At 70.5% G+C, this 21289-nt stretch carries 15 protein-coding genes; 5 read left to right on the plus strand and 10 right to left on the minus strand.

Annotation, left to right across the window (positions count from 1 at the left end):
• The first annotated feature begins 219 nt into the window (after positions 1-219).
• From H0X95_RS14230 to H0X95_RS14240, 3 genes are all read left to right on the plus strand, one after another.
• Positions 220-3141 (plus strand): ATP-binding protein, encoded by a 2922-nt coding sequence (locus H0X95_RS14230; RefSeq protein WP_059721755.1) that lies wholly within the window; start codon positions 220-222, stop codon positions 3139-3141.
• Between the two features lie 48 nt (positions 3142-3189).
• Positions 3190-5184 (plus strand): amidohydrolase, encoded by a 1995-nt coding sequence (locus H0X95_RS14235; protein ID WP_080403543.1) that lies wholly within the window; start codon positions 3190-3192, stop codon positions 5182-5184.
• 86 nt (positions 5185-5270) lie between these two features.
• Positions 5271-5945, plus strand: coding sequence for a hypothetical protein (locus H0X95_RS14240; protein ID WP_058903721.1), 675 nt, complete (start codon positions 5271-5273; stop codon positions 5943-5945).
• Positions 5946-6018: 73 nt separating this feature from the next.
• Here H0X95_RS14240 and H0X95_RS14245 read toward each other — a convergent pair whose 3' ends face one another.
• The 7 genes from H0X95_RS14245 to H0X95_RS14275 all read right to left on the minus strand — a co-directional run bounded on the left by H0X95_RS14245 (position 6019) and on the right by H0X95_RS14275 (position 14296).
• A complete protein-coding gene (locus H0X95_RS14245) occupies positions 6019-7131 on the minus strand; it encodes an alkene reductase (protein WP_059721759.1) in 1113 nt (370 codons plus the stop codon).
• 78 nt (positions 7132-7209) lie between these two features.
• Positions 7210-8427 carry an MFS transporter gene (locus tag H0X95_RS14250; protein ID WP_048986078.1) on the minus strand — a complete coding sequence of 406 codons (1218 nt, stop codon included), beginning with the start codon at positions 8425-8427 and terminating at the stop codon, positions 7210-7212.
• A gap of 181 nt (positions 8428-8608) precedes the next feature.
• Positions 8609-9526, minus strand: coding sequence for a LysR family transcriptional regulator (locus H0X95_RS14255; protein ID WP_006481367.1), 918 nt, complete (start codon positions 9524-9526; stop codon positions 8609-8611).
• Between the two features lie 103 nt (positions 9527-9629).
• Positions 9630-11891, minus strand: coding sequence for a xanthine dehydrogenase family protein molybdopterin-binding subunit (locus tag H0X95_RS14260; protein WP_196446091.1), 2262 nt, complete (start codon positions 11889-11891; stop codon positions 9630-9632).
• Complete coding sequence (locus tag H0X95_RS14265; protein WP_006498476.1) at positions 11891-12391, minus strand: (2Fe-2S)-binding protein; 501 nt, start codon at positions 12389-12391, stop codon at positions 11891-11893. Before H0X95_RS14265 ends, H0X95_RS14260 begins: the two co-directional genes overlap by 1 nt.
• Complete coding sequence (locus H0X95_RS14270; RefSeq protein ID WP_059721797.1) at positions 12388-13674, minus strand: c-type cytochrome; 1287 nt, start codon at positions 13672-13674, stop codon at positions 12388-12390. The genes H0X95_RS14265 and H0X95_RS14270 overlap by 4 nt, the downstream gene beginning before the upstream one ends.
• 349 nt (positions 13675-14023) lie before the next feature.
• Positions 14024-14296, minus strand: a complete 273-nt coding sequence (locus H0X95_RS14275; RefSeq protein WP_034204050.1) for a UBP-type zinc finger domain-containing protein — start codon at positions 14294-14296, stop codon at positions 14024-14026.
• A 219-nt stretch (positions 14297-14515) separates the two neighbouring features.
• On the opposite strand from H0X95_RS14275, the gene H0X95_RS14280 reads away from it, so the two are divergent.
• Positions 14516-15787 carry an NAD(P)/FAD-dependent oxidoreductase gene (locus tag H0X95_RS14280; RefSeq protein WP_059721763.1) on the plus strand — a complete coding sequence of 424 codons (1272 nt, stop codon included), beginning with the start codon at positions 14516-14518 and terminating at the stop codon, positions 15785-15787.
• Between the two features lie 25 nt (positions 15788-15812).
• On the opposite strand, the gene H0X95_RS14285 is transcribed toward H0X95_RS14280, so the two are convergent.
• Entirely contained in the window at positions 15813-17249 is a 1437-nt protein-coding gene (locus tag H0X95_RS14285; RefSeq protein WP_059721764.1) for an efflux transporter outer membrane subunit, read from the minus strand.
• Positions 17246-18286 carry an HlyD family secretion protein gene (locus H0X95_RS14290; protein WP_196446092.1) on the minus strand — a complete coding sequence of 347 codons (1041 nt, stop codon included), beginning with the start codon at positions 18284-18286 and terminating at the stop codon, positions 17246-17248. Before H0X95_RS14290 ends, H0X95_RS14285 begins: the two co-directional genes overlap by 4 nt.
• 83 nt (positions 18287-18369) lie before the next feature.
• Here H0X95_RS14290 and H0X95_RS14295 point away from each other — a divergent pair, with 83 nt between their 5' ends.
• Positions 18370-19950: an MFS transporter gene (locus H0X95_RS14295; protein WP_059721800.1), complete on the plus strand. Its 1581-nt coding sequence runs from the start codon at positions 18370-18372 to the stop codon at positions 19948-19950.
• A 91-nt stretch (positions 19951-20041) separates the two neighbouring features.
• On the opposite strand, the gene H0X95_RS14300 is transcribed toward H0X95_RS14295, so the two are convergent.
• A complete protein-coding gene (locus H0X95_RS14300) occupies positions 20042-21022 on the minus strand; it encodes an alpha/beta fold hydrolase (protein ID WP_077057074.1) in 981 nt (326 codons plus the stop codon).
• Positions 21023-21289 lie beyond the last annotated feature (267 nt).

The raw sequence follows: 21289 nt of genomic DNA on the forward strand, positions 1-21289 counted from the left end.
ATAGCGCCCTACTTTTACACGCAAGTGATCGTGCCGATCGCGTCCGCGCGAAATGCGCTGGCAGCGCATTTTCCTTCAAGATTTTCACGGCATGCCCGTCTACACTCGGTCCGGAATTCGACATTTTCGTCCGGTGCAAGGGTGCGCCGGACGCGGACTTCCTGACGGGTGAACTGCCGCGTTCATTCGCCAGCCATCCCGAGGAACCCGGAGGCGGCCATGATCCAGATCGGAACTTTGTCGGTGGACTTCGAGCAACGCGACATTCGCCGTCACGGCGCGTCGCTGCGCATCGGCGCGCGCGCGCTCGACATTCTCGAAGTCCTGCACCGCGCGAGCGGTTCGGTCGTGTCGAAAGACGACATCATGGATGCGGTCTGGCCGGGCCTGATCGTCGAGGAAAACCGGCTTCAGGTGCATGTGGCCACGCTGCGCAAGGCGCTCGGCGCGAGCCGCGATCTGATCAAGACGGTGCCCGGACGCGGCTACCTGCTGGTTGCGAGCGCGTCGCCCGGCCCGGATCTCGTGCCCGCGGCCGAAGCGCCGGCCGTCGCCGTACCGCCGGCCGTCGCGCCGCTGCCGGATGCCTGCGCGTCGTCGCTGCTCGCGCCGCTGGTCGGGCGCGACGCCGAAATCGCGCAGATCGTCGACATGCTCGAACGCACGCCGGTCATCACGCTCGTCGGCGCGGGTGGCATCGGCAAGACGAGTCTTGCGGTGCGCGTCGCGCACGGCGTGCGCAGCCGCGCGCACGAGCGCGTGCTGTTCGTGGAACTGGCGCGCGCGTCGACGCGCGACGACATGCTGATCGCGCTCGCTGCCGAACTCGGCCTCGATACGTCCGGCGTGCCCGCCATCGACCGCATCGGCGACGCGTTCGCGACGTCGCGCTGCCTGCTGGTACTCGACAACGCGGAGCACATCGTCGATCTGGTGGCGAGCCTCGTCGAAACGCTGACGTCGAGCGCCGGCTCGCTGCGCGTGCTCGTGACGAGCCGCGAGCCGCTGCACATCTCGGCCGAAGCGGTGCTGCGCATGAGCCCGCTCGCGGTGCCGGACGGCAATGCCTCCGCGGCGGAAATCGTCCGTTGTTCGGCCGTCGAGTTGTTCCTGGAACGCGTGCGCGCGGCCGCGCCGGATTGCGCGGTCGACGAAGCCGGCGTGCGGCTGATCGGCGACATCTGCCGGCGCCTCGACGGGCTGCCGCTCGCGATCGAACTGGCGGCGGCGCGCGTGGCGACGCTCGGGCTCGCGGTCGTCGCGTCGCGCCTCGACGACCGGCTGAATCTGCTGACGGGCGGGCTGCGCTCGGCGCTGCCGCGTCATCAGACGCTGCGCGCGACGTTCGACTGGAGCTATGTGCTGCTCGACCGGGCCGCGCGCGCGCTGTTTCGCCGGATGGGATGCTTCATCGGGCCGTTTTCGTTCGATGCCGCGCGCGCGGTCGCGACCGAGCCCGGCACCTCGGCCGCGGACATGATCGCGGTGCTCGGCGAGCTGGTGGCGAAATCGCTGGTGACCGTCGAATTCGATGGGGCATATGCGCGCTACCGGCTGACCGAATCGACGCGCGCGTACGCGCTGGAAAAACTGCACAACGAGGGCGAGTTCGAGCGCATCGTCGCGCGCCATGCGGAGTACGAGCGGGAGCGGGCCCATGCGCGTCCCGCGGCGCCCGTGATGCTCGCCGACGTGCCACCTGCCGGTGCACCCGCGCCGGCCGTGGACGAACCGGTGGACGTCGCCGAAGCCGCGGGCGTGCCCGAGCCCGACCGGCTGGCGCGGGCGTTGCTGGAGCCGTCGCGGATGCGCGCGTGCACGGCGCGGGCGCGCCAGGTACTCGACGGGCTGGACACGGACGCCACGGGCCCGGTCGACGTCGCGCGCGAGATGCGGCTGCGGGCGGCCTGCGCGTCGGCGCTGCTGCATACCGACGGCGACGCACTGGCCGCCGCCGCGATGTGGGACCGTACGCTCGGTCTCGCCGCGCACATCGGCGACGATGCGTTCGACGCGCGCGCGCTGGTCGGGCTGTGGAACACGATGCTGACGCTGTCGGACATTCACGAATCGCTGCGCTACGCGACGCGCTTCGAGCGGGCGGCCGAGCGGCGCGGCGACCGGTCGCAGCGGTTGCTGGCCAACACGATGGTCGCGACGTCGCTGCATTACTTCGGCGAGCATGCGCAGGCGCGCGAGCGGCTGGAAGCGGCGACGGCCGAGCTGGCCGACGCGGGCGAACCGCCGTGCGCGCAGGCCGCGTTGGGCATCGACATGGCGACGCTGGGGCGCACGATGCTGATCCGTCTGCTCTGGATGCAGGGCGAGCCGGAACACGCGATGCGCGTCGCCGCGCAAGCGGTCGAGCATGCGCGCCGCGACCCGTCGCCCCTCCCGCTGTGCATCGTGCTCGGCGCGGCCGCCGTGCCGATCGCGCTGCGCTACGGCGATCACGACATCACCTCCGACTATCTCACGACGCTGCGCGCGACCGCCGACGCACACGGTTTCGACATCTGGCGCAGTCACGCGGAATGCTTGACGGGCCAGTTCGACATCCAGGCCGGCCATCCCGGCGCGGGCCTCGCCCGGCTCGAGCCCGCGCTGCTGCGCGTCGAGGCGAGCAGCTTCCGGCGCGTGCTCGCACCGTTGACCGTCGCATACGCGGAGGGCCTCGTGCGGACCGGTCGCGCCGATGAAGCGTGCACCCGGCTCGATGCGACGCTCGCACGCTGCCGCGCGCACGGCGAGCACCTGTTCGTCCCCGAACTGCTGCGCGTGAGAGGCGTCGCGATGCTCGAACAGGCGCGCATCGTCGGCGCGGATCTCGCGGTGGCGTACGAGGCCGACGGGCATCGCCATCTGCAGATGGCGATCCAGACCGCGAACGCGCAGGGCGCCGCGATGTGGGCGCTGCGCAGTTCGCTCGATCTCGCCGATCACCTGATCGAGCGCGGGCATACCGCGCAGGCGTCGGCGCTGGTCGCCGGCGTCGCGCGGCACTTCGATCCGCATTCGCGCGCCCACGACGTGCGCCGTTTGCTGCGCGTGCAGAGCTTCGTCCGTCAGGGTGCGCCGCTCGCGCCGTGCCTGACGCGCGCGCGACGCGATACCGCCGACGCGGCGCAGCAGGCGGCATGACGATGCGCGAACCCGGTACGGCCGCGCGGCCGCGCGATAGCAGCATGCATGCCGATGCGTGCGGTGCGGCCGCTTTCCCGCGTTCGACGAGCGGCAGGGCGGCCCGCGCCGCGTCGCACGCGGGTGCGCACGGGAGGCCCGACGGTGCTTAGAGCGACGGAACCCGCGCGTTCGGCGGACCTCGTCGTGTTCAACGGAAAGATCGCGACCCAGGACGAACGGCGCTCGTTCGTCCGCGCGCTCGCCGTGAAGGACGGGACCATCGTCGCGACCGGCGACGATCGCGATGTGCTGCGCCATGCGCACGACGACACCGCCTGTATCGATCTGAACGGTCGTACCGTGATTCCGGGCCTGATCGACGCGCACCTGCAGGCGATCCGCGGCGGCATGAACTTCAACCTCGAGGTGCACTGGGACGGCGTGCCGTCGCTGGCCGATGCGCTCGAGCTGCTGGGCCGGCAGGTACGACGCACGCCCGCGCCGCAATGGGCGCGCGTGGCGGGCGGCTGGAGCGCGCTGCAGTTCGCGGAAAAGCGCGGCCCGACGACGGCCGAGCTCAACGCGATCGCGCCCGACACGCCGGTATTCGTCCAGCATCTGGCCGACAGTGCGTGGCTGAATGCGGCCGCGCTGCGCGCGCTCGGCTACGGGCGCGACACACCCGATCCGCCCGGCGGCGAACTGCGGCGCGATCGCCATGGGCGGCCGACCGGGCTGCTGCTCGCGCGTCCGGACCCGGCGGTGCTGGGCGCGGTGCTCGCCCGCGCGCCGAGGCTCGATGCGGCCGACCGGGTCAACTCGACGCGGCAGTTCATGCACGCGTTGAACCGCGTCGGCGTGACGAGCGCGATCGACGCCGGCGGCGACGGCCTCGCGTATCCGGACGACTATGCGGCGGTCCAGACGCTCGCGCGGCGCGGCGAATTGACGACCCGCATTGCCTATGCGCTGGGCGCTCGGCATGCCGGCCGGGAGCTCGACGATTTCGCGAAATGGATCGCGCTGACCGCGCCCGGCGACGGTGACGCATTCCTGCGCGCGAGCGGCGCGGGCGAGCGATTGCTGTTCTCGGCGGTCGATCTCGGGAATTTCCTCGAACCGCGCGTCGAGCTGCCCGCGTCCGTCGAGGTCGAACTGGCGGCCATCGTCCGGCTGCTCGTGCAGCATCGCTGGCCGTTCCGGCTACAGGCGACCTACGACGAATCGATCGGCCGCTTTCTCGACGTGTTCGAAGCGGTGGACCGCGACACGCCGTTCGACGGGCTGCGCTGGTGCTTCGACCGCTGCGAGACGATTTCGGATGCCAATATCGCGCGGGTCGCGGCGCTGGGCGGCGGCATCACCGTGCAGCCGCGCATGGCGTTCCAAGGCGAAGCCTTCATCGCGCGCCATGGTGCGGCGGCGGCCACGCGCGCGCCGCCGCTCCGCGCGATGCTCGCGGCCGGGCTGCCGGTCGGTGCGGGGTCCGGCGCGATGGGCGCGGCGAGCTACAACCCGTTCGTCGCGCTGTACTGGATGGTGTCGGGACGCAGCGTGGGCGGCACCGCGCTGTATCCGGCGCGCAACCGGCTCGGTCGGATGGAGGCGCTGCGCCGCTACACGGTCGGCAGCGCGTGGTTTTCCGCGGACGAGCACCGCAAGGGCGCGCTGGTGCCCGGCCGGTACGCCGATTTCGCGGTGCTGAGCGACGATTACTTCTCGATCGATGCGCGGCGCATCCCGACGCTGTCGTCGGTGCTGACGGTCGTCGATGGCAAGGTCGTGCACGCGGAACAGGAATTCTCGCCGCTTGCGCCGCCGCCGCCGCCCGTCAGCCCCGCATGGTCGCCGGTCGCCGCAGGCGGCGCCGCCGACGCGGCGGGCGCCGACGGGCGCGACCGTTCGCGTGCCTCGGCGGCGGGCGACGCGTGCGTGGCGCCCGGCGTCGATGCGTGCCGTGCGCGTGGTGATGGGCGTCGCTTCGCGCGACCGCGCTATCCGACGGCAAGTGCGGCCGCCGAGCGCTGCGAAGCCTTCGGCCGCTGCTGCGTCGCGTTTTGAGCGGTGCGTACCGGTGCGCTGCGCGCCGGGCGCCGCCGTGCATCGAACGATTTTCCGCCCCGTGCACGGGGCATGAAGGAGACAGGATGAATGCTGCGCATCCGCGCGCATCGGCCACCGGCGACGAAGTGGCCGGCGTGCGCATTCCGCGCACGCCCGTGACGGTCGAGGCCGCCGACGCGGCCCGCGCGTCGTTGCCCGCCGCGCTCGCCGATCATGCGGCGCGCGTGTTCGTGTTCGCTTCGCTCGCCGCGCGGCGTGCAGGCGACGCGTGCGACGCCGACGCACTGTACGTCGCCGCGATGTACGCAAACATGGGATTGAGCCCGGCGTACTGCCGTTCGACCGAACGCTACGAGCTCGACGGCGCGGATGCCGCACACGCGTTGCTGCTGCGGCATCGCCGCTCGCGGCGCATGCGCGACGACGTGTGGCACGCGGTCGCGCTGCATACGACGCCGGGCGTGGCCGCCCGTGCTTCGCCGCTTGCGCGCGCCCTCGCGTGCGCCGTGTCGACGGACCTGATGGCGACCGACTTCGACGCCTATACCGCCGATGAGCGCACGGCGCTGCTCGCGGCTTACCCGCGCGGCAGCGGTTTTCGCGAAGCGTATCTCGACATGGTCGCACGCGGCGTCGAGCATCGGCCGCAGTCGACCTTCGGCACCTGGAGCGCGGACGTGCTCGAACGCGCGGACCCCGACTTTCAGCGGCCGAATTTCTGCGGGCGCGTGCTGGGCGCGCGGTGGAACGATACGTGACGGCGCCGGTCCGGCGTGCGGCAGCCGGACGCACGGGCGGCCGCGCTGCGGCGCCGCGCCCGGCATGCGCGGGTCAGGCGGGCGATTGCGCCGCGTCGTGCCGCGCGTAGTCGACGTAGCCGGCGCGCTCGCCGCCGTACCAGCCGATGGTCTTCGGCTCCGCGAGCGGTGCGCGGGCCGCGATGCGCTCGACGAGGTCCGGATTCGCGATATATGCGCGGGCAAACGCGACGAGATCGGCGTCGCCCGCGTCGATCAGCGTGCTCGCCGCCTCCGGCGAAATGCCGCCGTTGACGATCAGCGTGCCGTGGAACGACCGGCGCGCGTGGTCGACGATGCGCGGCAGATCGGGTTCGCCGCTCCAGCCGTTGGTGTCGGCCGCGTGCAGATAGGCGACGCCCGCCGCGTCGAGCATCCGGCCGACGTACGCGAGCGTCGCGTCCGGATCGGCGTCGCGCACGTTGTTGTATTTCGCATACGGCGAGATGCGCACGCCGACGCGACTCAGCGGCATCACGCCGCCGACCGCGTCGACGATGTCCTCGAGAAAGCGCGCGCGGTTCGCGACCGATCCGCCGTAGCGATCGTCGCGGCGATTCAGCGTCGACGACAGGAACTGGTGCGGCAGGTAGCCGTTGGCGGCGTGGATTTCGACGCCGTCGAAGCCCGCGGCCATCGCGCGTGCCGCGGCCTGCCGGAATTCGTCGACGGTCGCGACGACTTCATCGGTCGTCATCGCGCGCGACGGCGTCGCATGAATCTTCGTGTAGTAACCGTTCTGCAGCTGCGCCCAGACCTGCAACTGTTCGAGGTCGTCGTTCACGCCGGACGGCGACAGCGGCGCGGCGCCGCCGAGCAGCGTCAGCGAGCTGACGCGCCCGCCGTGCCACAGCTGCGCGAAGATGCGCCCGCCATTCGCATGGACGGCATCGGTGACGGTTTTCCAGGCGGCGGCCTGCGCATCGTCGACCAGCCCCGGCGTCAGCTCGAATGCCGCGGAGGCCGGGCTGACGTTGGTGGCTTCGGTCACGATCAGGCCGGCCGACGCACGCTGCGCGTAGTACTCGGCCATCAGTTCGGTGGGCAGCCCGCGCGACGGCGCGCGCGAGCGCGTCATCGGCCCCATCACGACGCGGTTCGGCAGCGCAAGGCCGCGCAGATCATAAGCACTGAGCAGGGAAGACATGATGGACTCCTATGGTTCGACGGGGAGCGGGGCGGCGGCGCGCCCCGCGAACGGATCGATTCGGCGTACGACGGCGGTTCAGCCCGCTGCGTGGCGTTGCGCGTGCGGCCGCCCGACGAGCAGGTAGTGCGCGAGCGCGACGAGCGGGAACGCGCCGGCCACCGCGGCGACGAGCGGCCAGCCGCCATGCGCGTACAGCGGGCTCGCGAGCGCGGAGCCGACGGCGCCGCCGACGAAGATGCTCGTCATGTACAGCGCATTCAGCCGGTTGCGGCTCGCCGCGTGCAGTGCGTAGATTTCGCGCTGGCCGAGCACCATGTTCATCTGCACCGCGAAGTCGAGCACGATGCCGGTGACGACGAGCCCGTACAGGCCGGTGCCGTGCACGAACCCGACCGCATACGCGAGCGCGCCGGCGACGAGCGCGATCAGCGTCGCGCGCACGGTATGGCCGGCATCCGCCAGACGCCCTGCCACCGGCGCCGAGGTCGCGCCGATCGCGCCGACCAGCGCGAACAGGCCGATCGCCGATTGCGACAACCCGTAGTGACGGGTCAGCTCGACGGGCACGGCGGTCCAGAACAGGCTGAACGACGCGAACATCAGGCCCTGGTAGAACGCGCGGTGGCGCAATACCGGCATCGTACGAACGAGGTGCAGCAGCGAGCCGATCAGTTCGAAATAGGTCGCGCGATGATCGGGCTGCCGCGACGGAATCGTCAGCGCGAGCACGGCCGTGACCAGCGTCATCAGCACGGCCGCCGCCGCGAACACGAAGCGCCAGCCGAACGCGTCGGCCACGACGCTCGACAGCGGCCGCGCCAGCAGGATGCCGAGCAGCAGCCCGCTCATGATCGTACCGACGACGCGGCCGCGCGAATGGTCCGGCGCGAGGTGCGCGGCGAGCGGCACGAGGATCTGCACGGCCACCGAGCTGAACCCGATCAGCAGCGAAATCGCGAGAAAGAGCCCAGGCGTGCGCACGAGCGCCGCCGCCGCGAGGCTCGCGATCGACACGACGGCCGTCACGATCATCAGCTTGCGGTTTTCGAGCAGGTCGCCGAGCGGCACGATGAAGAACAGGCCGAGCGCGTAGCCGATCTGCGTCAGCGACACGATCAGGCTCGCCGTGTTGCCGGACATGTGCAGGCCCGGCGCGATGAGCTCGGTGATCGGCTGCGCGTAGTACAGGTTCGCGACGATGGCGCCGCAGCTGAAGGCGAACAGCAGGATCAGCCCCTGCGTGAGCTTGACGCCGTGCGCGGGCGGCGCGAGCGGTGTTGAATCCGTTGACATGGTCGACTCCTGGAAAAGGGAAAGGCCGGGCACCGAAGCGTCGCGCCGGCATGGAAGTCGCCTGGCCGCGATACGATGCACCGCATTGCCGTCGATACTAGTGATCAATCGCTCCAGCCGGAATCGGGACGCCGTGCAATCGAGCGTTGCGTGGCACGCAAAGGTGCCGCGCCGCGCGGGTTCAGCCGCGTTTGCCCTGCAGCGTCGGAATCTGCTCGAACAGGCCCGCGAGCCAGTCGACGAACACCTTCAGCTTGACCGGGATGTGGCGATTGGGCGGATACAGCACCGAGATCGGCCGGGCCGGCGCGTTGAAATCGGTCAGCACCTCGCGCAGCCGGCCCGATTTCAGGTACGGCTCGACGAGATACAGCGACGTCTTGATCAGGCCGATGCCGGCGACGCCGCACTCGATGTAGTTGTCCGCGTCGTTGACGGCCACCGTGCCGCACATCTGCACGATGCGCGGCTCGCCGTCGACGACGTAATCCCACGGGCGAGGCCGCCCGGTGTCGGCCGAGATGTGACTGACCGCGACGTGCTGCGCGAGATCGTCGACGGTCTGCGGCTCGCCGCACCGCGCGAAATAGGCGGGCGAGCCACACGTACAGGTGGTCAGGCTGCCGATCCGCTTCGCGATCATGCCCGAATCGTCGAGCGCGCCGATGCGCACCACGCAGTCGACCCCTTCGCCGACGAGGTCGATCTGCCGGTCGGTCACGCCAAGTTCGAGCATGATGTCCGGATGGGCGTCGAGAAACGCCGGCAGCGCGGGCACCACGACCTGCTTGGCCATCGCGGGCGGCAGGTTCACCTTCAGCCGGCCGCGCGGCACGTTGCGGGCCTGCGAGACCGACGCCTCCATGTCGTCGATCTCGCGCAGTACCGCGACGGAACGTTCGTAGTAGGCCTGACCGTCCTCGGTCAGCGAGATGCGCCGCGTGGTGCGGTTCAGCAGCCGGCAGCCGAGATGCTGTTCGAGTGCGCTCAGCAGCGCCGACACGCGCGGCGTGGTGAGGCCGGTCGTGTCGGAGGCGCGCGTGAAGCTGCCGGTTTCGACGATGCGCGTGAACACGCGCATCGAAAGCAAGGTATCCATCGTCGGAGGTTCTCCAGCCGGTCGGCATGCGGCGCCGGTGCGTGCCGGCGCCGTCTTGTCTCGTGTCGGATATAGGGTGTCGCGTAGCGGCGTGACCGACTCGCTAGGCGTCGATGCGCTTTCTCAATGCGTCGCCGGCGAACGGCATTTCGCGCATGCGCTGCCCGGTCGCGTCGAAGATCGCGTTGGCCAGCGCGCCGGCGGTCGGCCCCATCGACGCCTCGGCCGCGCCCAGAAACGGCGCGCCGGGACGATTGACCAGATGGACCTTCACGTTCCGCGGTACGGCCGAGAAGCGCAGGATCGGGTAGCTGCTCCAGTCGAAGCTGCGAATCCGTTCCGTGTCGTACTTCAGCGCCTCGTACAGCGTCCAGCTCGCGGCCTGCACGATGCCGCCCTCGATCTGGTTGCGGATGCCGTCCGGCGACACGATCTGGCCCGCGTCGACGGCGGCTTCCGCGTGTTCGAGCGTCACCTGGCCGGTTTCCGGCACGACCGATACCTCGACCGCGATCGCGACGTAGGCCATCAGGTTCTTGTACTTGCCGAACGCGAAGCCGACGCCGCGGTTGCGCGCGCGCGGCGGCCGCGGCCAGCCGAAGTGCTTCGCGGCGAGCTGGATCACCTGCCGCGCGCGATGGTCTTCCATGTGACGCAGCCGGAATTCGACCGGATCGACGCCGGCCGCGCGCGCGAGCTCGTCCATGAAGCTCTCGATCGCCCAGACGTTGGTGTGCGCGCCGAGCGAGCGCATCGCGGACGTCTGCAGCGGCATCGTCGGCGAGAAGTTGTTGACGATGTGCTGGTTCGGCAGCGTATACAGCGGAATCGCGTTACGGTCGCCGCCGCCCTCCGGCTGCAGCATCGGCGTCGACGGCGCGGGCACGAACGGCGGCTCCAGCATGCGCGCGGGCAGCAGCCGGCCGGCGTTGACGATCCGCTCGTTGTGCGAACTGCTCCACAACGCATAGTTCCAGTCGACGATGCGGCCGCTCGCGTCGAGCGACGCGCTGACCTCGGTCACCATCGCGGGCGTGAAGTGATCCCACGTGTGTTCCTGTTCGCGCATCCATTGCACGCGAATCGGCTTGCCCGGCATCGCGGCGGCGATCAGCGCGGCGTGCGCGGCCGCGTCGTCCGCCGCGTTGTGGCCATAGCAGCCGGAGCCCTCGGTGTGAATGCAGCGCACGCTCGCCTTCGGCATCGACAGCATCTCCGCGAGCGCGTCGCGCAGCGGGTAGACGCCCTGCGAGTGGGTCCACACCGTCATCATCCCGTTCTCGAGATGCGCGACCGAACACGACGGCCCGATCGACCCGTGCAGCAGGTAGTTCTTCAGGAACGTCGCGTTCAGCGTCTTCACGGCCGGCGCGGTGGCCGCGTGCGTGTTCGCGATCTCGATGCGCTGCGTCGAGATCCGTTTCAGATCCGCGTGCACGGTGCCGCGCTCGGGCAGCTTGCGGCCCGGCGACCAGCGGCAGCCGGCGGCGAGCGCGCGCTGCGCGACTACCGCCTGCCACTCGCCCTGCGCGACCACCGCGAGCATGCTGCCGTTGCGCACGATCCGCACGACGCCGGGCAGCTTCAGGATCGCGGCTTCGTCGAACGACAGCAGCGTCGCGTCGTATACCGGCGGCATCACGACGCGTGCGTGCAGCATGCCGGGCAGCTGCATGTCCTGTACATAGCTGACGCCGCCCGTGACCTTGTTCGGGATGTCGACGCGCGGCAGCGACGTGCCGATCACGGCAAACGTCGCCGGGTTCTTCAGCGGCGACGTGGGCGCCGCATTGCGGTGCAGGTCGACCGTGCGGATCGCGTCGCCGTAGGTCATCGTGCGGCCGTCGGGCGCCTTGATCACCGCGTCGGCGGTCGTCAGCACGCGCGGATCGACGCCGAAGCGTTTCGCCGCGCCTTCCACCAGCAGCGCGCGCACCTGCGCGGTCGCGTTCAGCAGCGCGGAGCCGCTGTCGGCCATCGTGTGGCTGCCGGCGGTCAATCCTTCGTCCGGCGACGCGCCGGTGTCGGCGGTCAGGAACGTGATCAGCGACGGCTTCATGTCGAGTTCCTCGGCGGTCACCTGCAGCAGCGCGGTGCGCACGCCGGTGCCGAGCTCGACCTTGCCGGTAAACACGGTGACCTTGCCGTCGGGTGTGATCTTGACCCACGCGTCGAGCAGCGGATTGGTCTTCAGGCTGCCGGCGAGCGCCTGCGTGGCTTTCGCCACGTGCACGGCCGCGCCTTCGTCGGCGATCACCAGCTGCGCGGCCGCGCGCGACGCGGGCGCGAGACTGAACGCGACGAACAGCGCGCCGGAGACGATGAAATGCCGGCGGCCTTCGTCGATGTCGTCGTGGGAATTCATCAGAGCCCCTTGCTGATCGTGACGGGAGCGGAAGCCGGTTCGGGGGCCGGCAGCCCCGCGACCGAGCGCACCGCCGCGAGAATCCGCATGTGCGTGCCGCAGCGGCACAGGTTCGGTTCCATGTGCGTGCGCAGTTCCTGTTCGGTCGGCTTCGGGTTGCGTTCGAGCAGCGCCTGCGCGCGCATGATCATCCCGGCGATGCAGTAGCCGCACTGCGCGGCCTGATGCTCGATGAACGCGCGCTGCAGCGGGCCCGGATGCTCGGCGGTGCCGAGGCTTTCGATGGTGCGCACGCTGCGCGCGCCGACCGCGGCCACCGGCATCAGGCACGAGAAGGTCGGCTTGCCGTCGACGATCACGGTGCAGGCGCCGCATTGGCCGAGGCCGCAGCCGAACTTCGCGCCGTGCAGGTGCAGGTCGTTGCGCAGCGCGTACAGCAGCGGCGTGGACGGATCGATGTCCAGCGTGTGCCGCACGCCGTTGACGGTGAGGGTAATCATCGTACGGTGTCCTCTTTTCTGAGCTTCGCGGCCATCGCGTCGACGCCGGACCACGCGGGACGATCGGTATAGGTCTCGCGCACGTACGCGGCGAGATCGGCGATCTGCGCGTCGTCGTACTGGTCGATGAACGACGGCATGTAGTTGAGCGTGTCCTCGCCGTGCCAGCCGATGCCGTTGAACATCATCTGGATCGCGTTGCGCGGCGTATCGGCGTTGACCGCCGTGCTGAACGAAAGCGTCGGCCGCTCGCCGATCGACTGCATCGGCGCGGCCGGCCCGTGGCACTGCGCGCACGACGCCTGGAACAGCGTCGCGCCCCGTTGCGCGGCCGGCGTCGTCGCGGCGCGTTCGACCGCGTTCGCGGCGGCGGCCGCACGCGCATGCGCCGGCTTCTGGATCGACAGGATGTAAGTGGCGATCGCCTCGACGTCCTCCACCGGCACCGTCGCGAGGTCGCGCGTGACCGGCAGCATCGGCCCGGCCGCCGCGCCGTGCTCGCTCGCGCGGCCGGTGCGCAGGTAGGTGACGAGCTGCGCCTGCGTCCACGGCCGCGCGGCCTGGCCGAGCGCATTGAGCGGTGGTGCTTCCCAGCCGTCGACGATGCCGCCGTCGAACGCGCGGCCGCGCTGCTCGCCGCCGATCGCGTTCAGCGGCGAATGGCACGACGCGCAGTGGCCGAGCCCGTCGACGAGCATCCTGCCGCGGTTCCATTGCGCGGACTGCGCCGGGTCCGGCTGATACGCGCCTTCGCGCAGGAACAGCACGTTCCAGAATGCGACCAGCGGCCGGAAGTTCAGCGGAAAGACCAGGTCGTTGGCGGGCGCCGTCGCGTGTACCGGCTCACGCGTCATCAGGTACGCGTACGCGGCCGCGATGTCGTCGTCCGACATCCGCGTGAAATGAATGTACGGAAACGCCGGGTAAAGCGGCTGCCCGTTGCGTCCGATGCCGGTGCGCAGCGCCCGGGCGAACGCGTCGCGCGACCAGCGGCCGATCCCCGTTTCGGCGTCCGGCGTGATGTTGGTCGCATAGATCGTGCCGAATGGCGTCGCGAGCGGCAGCCCGCCCGCGAACGGCTTGCCGTCCTTCGCGGTGTGGCACACGATGCAGTCGCCGAGCGCGACGACGCGCGCGCCGGCGCGCACCAGCTGCGGATCGAACGAGGCGGGGGCGGGCGGATCGATCGGCGCGATCGACGGCCGCACCATGATGCCGATCGCGACCGCGACACCGACGATCGCGATGCCGGCCGCGCCGAACCAGAGTCGTTTGTGCTTCATGCGCGCTCCATGCGGCGCGGTGCGCCGCAAGTCATGCGAGGCGCGGCGACACCGGGCGATGCGGGTCGGCCGTGCGTGGTCGTCCGATGCAGCCGCGAGCGTGTTGCCGAGCGGCGGTGATTGGCGGCGGGGATCAAGTTGTCACTCCAGCAGTCGATAACGGGCGCATGCGCTGTCGTACGCGGCAGCGCATGAAGGCAGCGCATGAAGGCAGTCTACGCAGAGGCCGCTTCCATTGCCTGAAGCGGCGCTGAAACGTTCTGAACGGTGTCCGGCCCCGGATCGGCCGGGGTTCGGCGCCGGCGCCGGATGACGGGCAGGCCATGTCACGGCGGCCCCCCACGTCGCGTTACGACGGAACCTCGCCCGCGACGACTTCGTCCGCGTAGCACCAGATCCAGCGTTCGCCGGGCTCGATCGAGCGGACGAGCCGGTGGCCGGTGTCACGGAAATGCCGGCTCGCGTGGCGATTCGGCGACGAGTCGCAGCAGCCGACGTGCCCGCAGATCAGGCACATCCGCAAATGCACCCAGCGGCTGCCCGATCTGATGCATTCGTCGCAGTAGTCCTTGTTGGTGTCGAACACGCGTGCTTCGTCGAGATGCGTACAGGCGTTGGCCATCTTGCGCTCCGATGCCGGCGCGGGAGCGACGCTTGCGGCGGGCCGGCGCGAGGCCGCAAGCGGGACGGATACGCGACATTGTGCGGCGCCGCGGCGCACCCGGACCTTAATTGTCATGAAGCGGCCCGCGCGGTGCGTGCCGGCGGCGTACAGTCGCGAATGCGTCCGGCCGCGGCCCGGCCGGGCCGCATCCGACATCGACATCATCGGGAGGCGCTCATGGATCAACCGCAACACGTGCGGATCGTCGGCTTGCCGCGCAGCAGGGACGCGTATGCGATCCGCGATTTCCTGCAGCGGCGCATGATCGCGTACGACTGGTGCGAGCTGACATCCGACGCCGACTGCGCGCAAGTGCTCGGCATCGCGCCGCTGCGCGACATCCGGCTGCCGGTCGTGATCTTTCCGGACGGCTCGCGCCTGTACCAGCCGACCCTGGCCGAGATCGCCGCGCGGCTCGGCTGGGTCGCGCGCCCGCGTTTCGTCGAATACGACGTATCGATCTACGGCGCGGGGCCGGCCGGGCTGTCCGCGGCGGTCTACGCGGCGTCCGAGGGGCTGCGTGCGGTCGTGATCGAGCGCGGCGCGATCGGCGGGCAGGCCGGCACGAGTTCGCTGATCGAGAACTACATGGGCTTCCCCGACGGCATTCCCGGCGCGGAGCTCGCGGAGCGCGCCCGCGAGCAGGCGGTGAAGTTCGGCGTCGAGCTGCTGACGATGCGCGAGGGCGTGCATGCGACATTCGTCGACGGCAAGATTCGCGTCGAGCTCGCCGACGGGTCGATCCTGGTCGCACGCGCGAACATCTGCGCGACCGGCATCGAATATCGCAGCCTCGGGCTGCCGGAGGAACCGGCGTTTCTCAATGCGGGGCTGTTCTACGGCGCCGGGTCGAGCGAAGCGCCGATGTGCGCGGGCGAGCAGGTCTTCATCGTCGGCGGCGGCAATTCGGCCGGCCAGGCCGCGATGAATTTTTCGCGGCATGCGCGCCAGGTGACGATGCTCGTGCGCGGCGCGTCGCTCGCCGACACGCTGTCGCGCTACCTGATCGACCGGATCGAACGCACGCCGAACATCGAGGTCCGCTACCGGTCGAGCGTCGCCGCGCTGCACGGCGACGGCTGGCTCGACGCGATCGAGCTTCGCTCGGCGGACGGCACGCGCGAACGGTTGCCGGCCACGCGCCTGTTCGTGTGCATCGGCGGCGCGCCGAATACCGACTGGGCGAAGGACACCGACATCATTCGCAATCCGGACGGCTATCTGGTGACCGGCGGCGATCTGTACGATTGTCCGGCGTTCGAGCGCGTGTGGCCGCTCGAGCGCCGGCCGTACCATCTGGAAACCAGCGTGCCGGGATCGTTCGCGGCAGGCGACGTGCGATCGGGATCGGTCAAGCGCGTCGCGTCGGCGGTTGGCGAAGGCGCGATGGCCGTGACCTTCGTGCACCGGTTTCTCGGCGAGGATGCGCATCGCCTCGCGCGTGCCTGACGCGCTCGCGGGCCGTTCGATGCCGTCATCGCGCGTCGGCTTGCGTCGCGTCATGCAGCCCGCCCCGGCCGGCGCGCGCCGGCGGCGTCCACCCGCCGCCCAGCGCACGCACGAGGCTCACCGTCGCGACGGCGAGCGCCTGCCGGCTGTGAATCAGCTGGCGCCGCGCATTCAGTGCGTCGCGATCGGCGTCGATCACTTCCAGGTAGCTGACGTAACCGTGCGCGTAGCGGCTCAGCGATAGCCGCGCCGCCGCGTCCGTCGCGCGCGCCGCGCTGTCGTAGCGCACGATCCGCTCCTTTTGCGCGGCGATGTCGTTGAGCGCATCCTGCGCGTCGCGCAACGCACCGATCGCAGTCGCGCGATAGTTGGCGTCGGCGACGTTCGTGCCGGCTCGCGCGGCGGCCACCGCGGCATCGCGCTTGCCGCCGTCGAACAGCGTCAGCGCGACGTTCGCGCCGAGACTCCACAGCGAGCTGTTGCGGTCGAGAAACGAGCGCAGGTCGCGGGTGGCGAAACCGCCGTCGGCGGTCAGCGTCAGCGTCGGCAGCCACGCGGTGCGCGCGATCCCCAGTTCGAGCGATGCGGCATCGGCGCGCCGCGCCGCCGCGAATACGTCCGGGCGGTGGGCGAGCAGCGCGGACGGCAGCCCGGCCGGCACCTCCGGCACCTGCACGGGCACGGCGCCCGCGTCGACGTCGAACGCGGTCGGCGACACGCCGGTCAGCACTGCAATGGCGTCGACGAGGTTCTCGCGCAGCCGGCGGCTCTCCGCGAGATCGGCATGCGCGGTATCGAGATCGGCCGCTGCGCGCAGCCCGTCGAGATCGCTCGCCGCGCCGGCCCGCACGCGGGCGGCGATCACGTCGAGCGCGGTGCGCCGCAGCCCGATCGCGCGCGTGAGCGTCACGAGATCGTCGTCGACGTAGCGCAGCGTCAGATAGTCGACGGCCACTTCGGTCGCCACCCGCAGACGCACCGCATCGCGGTCGGCCGCCGTCTGCAGCAGGTTCTGTTCGCTGACGTCGGCATCGCCCCGCAAGCGGCCCCATAGATCGACTTCATAACTCGCGGCGACGGGAACCGACCAGTTGTGCATCGTGCGCTTCGGCAGCGCGTTGTCGACCGTGCCGGACACTCGCGTGCGGCTGAACGACGGGTCGACGCGCACGGTCGGCGCCAGCGCGGCCTCGCGCACACCGAGCAGCGCCTGCGCCTGGTCGACGCGCGCGGCCGCCGCGCGGATGTCGAGGTTGTGCGCGAGCGCGGCGTCGACGAGGCGGCCGAGCTGCGGGTCGCCGAACCACACGGGCCACGCGGCGAGCGACGGCGCGCGCGCATCGGTCGCCGGATCGGCATGGCGGAACCCGTCGTGTCCGACCGGGACGGGCGCGAGCGGCTGCGGTGCGATCGAGCACGCGGCCAGCAGGCTCGCGGCGAGCAGGGCGAAGACGCGCGTCATCGCGATTCGCTGCCGGGTTGCAGCGTGACGACGACCGACAGCCCGGGCCGGATGCGCGGCTCCGTCGCGGCCGGGCCGTCGAGCAGGATCTTCACGGGGACGCGCTGCGTGACCTTCGTGAAATTGCCGGTCGCGTTGTCGGGCGGCAGCAGCGCGAACTGCGCGCCGGTCGCGGGCGACAGGCTGTCGATGCGGCCGGTGAACGCGCGCTGCGGCAGCGCATCGAAGCGCAGTTGCACGGCGTCGCCGGCACGCACGTGCCGTAGCTGCGTCTCGCGGAAATTGGCGATGATCCACGGATGCGGCTCGACCAGCGTGAGCAGCGCCTGGCCGGGCGCGACATGCTCGCCGGTCTCGACGGTCTTCTTGCCGACGTAGCCGTCCGACGGCGCGACGACCGCCGTGTAGCCGAGTTGCAGCAGCGCGTCGCGCAACTCGGCGTCGTTCTGGCTCGACGCGGCAGCGGCGGCCTGAGCGGCGGCGAGCGCGCTGCGCCGTTGCGCATCGGCCGCCGAGACGCGCGCGCGGGCGGACTTGCGTGCGGCATCGGCCGCATCGAATTCCTGCTTCGACAGGCCGCGCGGTGTCTCGCGGGCAAGTTCGCGTGCACGGGCGTAATCGAGCTCGGCCTTTTCGGCATCGGCGTGCGCCGACACGAGCGCCGCGTCCGCCTGCTCGATCAGCGCGCGTGCGCGGCTCGCATCGGCATGCGCCTGGGCGACGCGGGCGCGTTGCGCCGCGACGCGCACGTCGAAGTCGCGCCGGTCGATCTGCACGAGCGCGTCGCCCGCATGCACGAACTGGTTGTCGTCGACGAGCACACGCTCGACCGTGCCGGTGACGCGCGGCGAGATCACGTGCAGATGGCCGGTCACGTACGCGTCGTCGGTGCCGCGATCGCGTGCGTCGAACTCGTACACGAGCAATGCGACGAGCAGCAGCGCGATCACGGCGATCGCGACGACGGCCAGTCGCCGGGAACGCGCGGGCGCAGCGGGCGACGGTGCGGGAGAGGGTGCGGGAGAGGGTGGGGTCATGATCGGCAAACTCCGTCGTACGGGCAGGATTCGACGCACCGCGTTATGCTTGCGCCAGCTTGACAGGCGGGAGCCGCTCGACGATGAACACGACGTTCGCCACCGGCAGTGCCGTGCCGGCGCCGGCCGCAGGCCCGGCCTCCGACATTCCGACGTTTCGGTCGATCGCCGCGATCGCGGCCGTGCTGCTCGGCGCGATCATCGCGACGCTGACGTCGCGCATCACGTCGCTCGGGCTGGCCGACGTGCGCGGCGCGCTGGGCATCGGCTTCGACGAAGGTGCGTGGATCAACACCGCGTTTACCGCGTCGCAGATGTTCGTCGGGCCGCTCGCGATCGCGGCGGCCTTCATGTTCGGCACGCGCCGCGTGCTGGTCGCGGGCGCCGTGGTGTTTCTCGGCGCGGAAAGCGTGCTGCCGCTGTGCACGCAATTCGGCGCGTTCATCGTGTGCCAGGCGATCGCGGGGCTCGCGTCCGGCGTGTTCGTGCCGCTGACGGTCGGCTTCGTCGTGCGCACGCTGCCGCCGCGGCTGATTCCGTTCGGCATCGCCGCGTATGCGATGAATCTCGAGATGTCGCTGAACCTGTCGGCCACGCTCGAAGGCTGGTACAGCGAATACCTGAGCTGGCGCTGGCTGTTCTGGCAGAACGCGGCGTTGACCGTGCCGTTCATCGCGTGCCTGATGCTGTCGCTCGCCGACGAGCCGATCAAGCGCTTCGCGTCCGGCATCGATGCGCGCGGGATGCTGCTCGGCGCGGGCGGCTTCGCGTGCCTGTGCATCGCGCTCGACCAGGGCGAGCGGCTGTTCTGGTTGCAGTCGCCGCTGATCGTCGCGCTGCTGGCCGCCGGCATCCTGATGATCGCCGCGTTCCTGATCCACGAACTCGCGTCGCCGCGCGCGGGCATTGACCTCGGGTACCTCGCGCGGCCCAACATCGCGCTGCTGATCGTGCTCGTCGGGCTCGTGCGCTTCACCGTGCTCAACACGAGCTTCATCCCGTCGCTGTTCCTCGCCAGCACGTACGGCCTGCGGCCGTTGCAGATCGGCGACACGCTGCGCTGGATCGCGATCCCGCAACTGCTGTTCGCGCCGTGCGTCGCGCTGTTGCTGCAGCGGGTCGATCCGCGCCGGCTGATCGTCGCCGGCTTCGCGATGGTGGCGATCGCGTTCGCGCTCGGGTCGCGGCTCACGCCGGTGTGGGCCGAGCCCGACTTCATCCCGTCGCAGTTGCTGCAGGCACTCGGTCAGACGATGGCGCTCACGTCGGTCATCTTCTTCTTCGGCAAGCACGTGACGGCCGAGCATGCGTTGACGTTCGGCGCGGTCGTGCAGGCGACGCGCCTGCTCAGCGGGCAGCTCGGCACGACGTCGATCGCGGTGATTCAGCGGATCAGGGAGGCTACCCATTCGAATCTCGTCGGTCTGCATGTGTCGCTGTCGGATCCCGAAACGCTCGAACGGCTGCGAGCCGGCGCGGGGTCGCTGGTCGCGCATGGCGCCACGTTCGCGACCGGCAACCAGGCGGCCTATGCGCTCGTCGATCGCGCGGTGCGCGTGCAGGCCACGACGCTCGCGCTGGCCGACAACTTCCGGGTGGCGATGGCGTTCGCGCTCGCCGGCGCGCTGCTCGGCATCCTGTTGCGCCCGGTGCGGGCGCCGTAAGTGTGGCACCGGACGGTCTGAAATTTCCTGAAAAGTCCTGAACGGCGCGTCCGTCGCGGCGGCATGCGCGCCGCCGCGACGGACCGCGCGCTTACGCCTGCAGGAACGCAAGCAACTCGGCGTTGATGCGATCGGCGTTCACGACGCACATGCCGTGCGAGCCGCCTTCGATCACCTTCAGCACCGCGTGCTTCACGAGCTTCGACGACAGCCGGGCCGAATCGTCGATCGGCACGATCTGGTCGTCGTCGCCGTGCAGCACGAGCGTCGGCACGTCGATCTTCTTGAGGTCGTCGGTGTAGTCGATTTCCGAGAACTCCTTCACGCACAGGTACTGGCCATGGATGCCGCCCATCATGCCCTGCGACCAGAATGCGTCGATCGTGCCCTGCGACACCTTCGCGTTCGGCCGGTTGAAGCCGAAGAACGGCACGGCCAGATCCTTGTAGAACTGCGAGCGGTTCTCCGCGACGTTCTTGCGGATGCCGTCGAACACTTCCATCGGCAAGCCGCCCGGATTGGTCGGCGACTTGACCATCTGCGGCGGCACCGCGCCGATCAGCACCGCCTTCGACACGCGTTTCGTGCCATGGCGGCCGATGTAGCGCGCGACTTCGCCGCCGCCGGTGGAGTGGCCGACGAGCGCGGCTTCGCGCACGTCGAGCGCGTCGAGCAGCGCGGCGAGATCGTCCGCGTACGTGTTCATGTCGTTGCCGCGCGACGGCTGGCTCGAACGGCCGTGGCCGCGGCGGTCGTGCGCGATCACGCGATAGCCGTGCTGCACGAGGAACAGCATCTGCGCGTCCCACGCGTCCGCGCACAGCGGCCAGCCGTGCGAGAACACGACCGGGCGGCCGCTGCCCCAATCCTTGAAGTAGATCTGCGTGCCGTCCTGAGTGGTGATCGTGTTCATCGTGTGCGCTCCTGAGTGGGCTGAAGAAGGGCTGCGCGAAGGCGCGCCGGCCGCGGCCGCCATCGCGGGCAGCGCGACTGCGGCAACGGCCGTGGCACCGGCAAGCAGCATGTCGCGGCGGCGGGCCGACGAAACGGCGTCGGTCTGTTCGGGATGCATGTGGACTCCTGAGGTATGCGGCGGCGAGGCCGCACGGGATGGTGGATCGGTGGCGGCTGGCCGTGGCCATCCCGCCCGGCAGCCGGCCGGCGTGCGCCGTCGCGCGTCGATGGTGGCGCGCGGACGAACGAATGCCGTCGGGAGCGTAATCCGGCGTGGTGCGCGCCGTACTGAAATCCGGCTGAATTCTCTTGAACGCCGCGGCGCCCCCAACGGATTTGCCGCACTGCAGAAAAATTAAGCCCGCGACCGGGACTCTTCAGCGCA

The organism is Burkholderia sp. 9779_493 (genome assembly GCF_015712215.1).
Lineage (GTDB): Bacteria > Pseudomonadota > Gammaproteobacteria > Burkholderiales > Burkholderiaceae > Burkholderia > Burkholderia cenocepacia.

Coding starts and splice junctions, on each gene's coding strand:
- H0X95_RS14270 (WP_059721797.1), bottom strand. CDS start 13,674: ATGAAGCACAAACGACTCTGGTTCGGCGCGGCCGGCATCGCGATCGTC.
- H0X95_RS14250 (WP_048986078.1), bottom strand. CDS start 8,427: ATGTCAACGGATTCAACACCGCTCGCGCCGCCCGCGCACGGCGTCAAG.
- H0X95_RS14295 (WP_059721800.1), top strand. CDS start 18,370: ATGAACACGACGTTCGCCACCGGCAGTGCCGTGCCGGCGCCGGCCGCA.
- H0X95_RS14275 (WP_034204050.1), bottom strand. CDS start 14,296: ATGGCCAACGCCTGTACGCATCTCGACGAAGCACGCGTGTTCGACACC.
- H0X95_RS14285 (WP_059721764.1), bottom strand. CDS start 17,249: ATGACGCGCGTCTTCGCCCTGCTCGCCGCGAGCCTGCTGGCCGCGTGC.
- H0X95_RS14280 (WP_059721763.1), top strand. CDS start 14,516: ATGGATCAACCGCAACACGTGCGGATCGTCGGCTTGCCGCGCAGCAGG.
- H0X95_RS14235 (WP_080403543.1), top strand. CDS start 3,190: ATGCCGATGCGTGCGGTGCGGCCGCTTTCCCGCGTTCGACGAGCGGCA.
- H0X95_RS14240 (WP_058903721.1), top strand. CDS start 5,271: ATGAATGCTGCGCATCCGCGCGCATCGGCCACCGGCGACGAAGTGGCC.
- H0X95_RS14230 (WP_059721755.1), top strand. CDS start 220: ATGATCCAGATCGGAACTTTGTCGGTGGACTTCGAGCAACGCGACATT.
- H0X95_RS14245 (WP_059721759.1), bottom strand. CDS start 7,131: ATGTCTTCCCTGCTCAGTGCTTATGATCTGCGCGGCCTTGCGCTGCCG.
- H0X95_RS14265 (WP_006498476.1), bottom strand. CDS start 12,391: ATGATTACCCTCACCGTCAACGGCGTGCGGCACACGCTGGACATCGAT.
- H0X95_RS14300 (WP_077057074.1), bottom strand. CDS start 21,022: ATGCATCCCGAACAGACCGACGCCGTTTCGTCGGCCCGCCGCCGCGAC.
- H0X95_RS14255 (WP_006481367.1), bottom strand. CDS start 9,526: ATGGATACCTTGCTTTCGATGCGCGTGTTCACGCGCATCGTCGAAACC.
- H0X95_RS14290 (WP_196446092.1), bottom strand. CDS start 18,286: ATGACCCCACCCTCTCCCGCACCCTCTCCCGCACCGTCGCCCGCTGCG.
- H0X95_RS14260 (WP_196446091.1), bottom strand. CDS start 11,891: ATGAATTCCCACGACGACATCGACGAAGGCCGCCGGCATTTCATCGTC.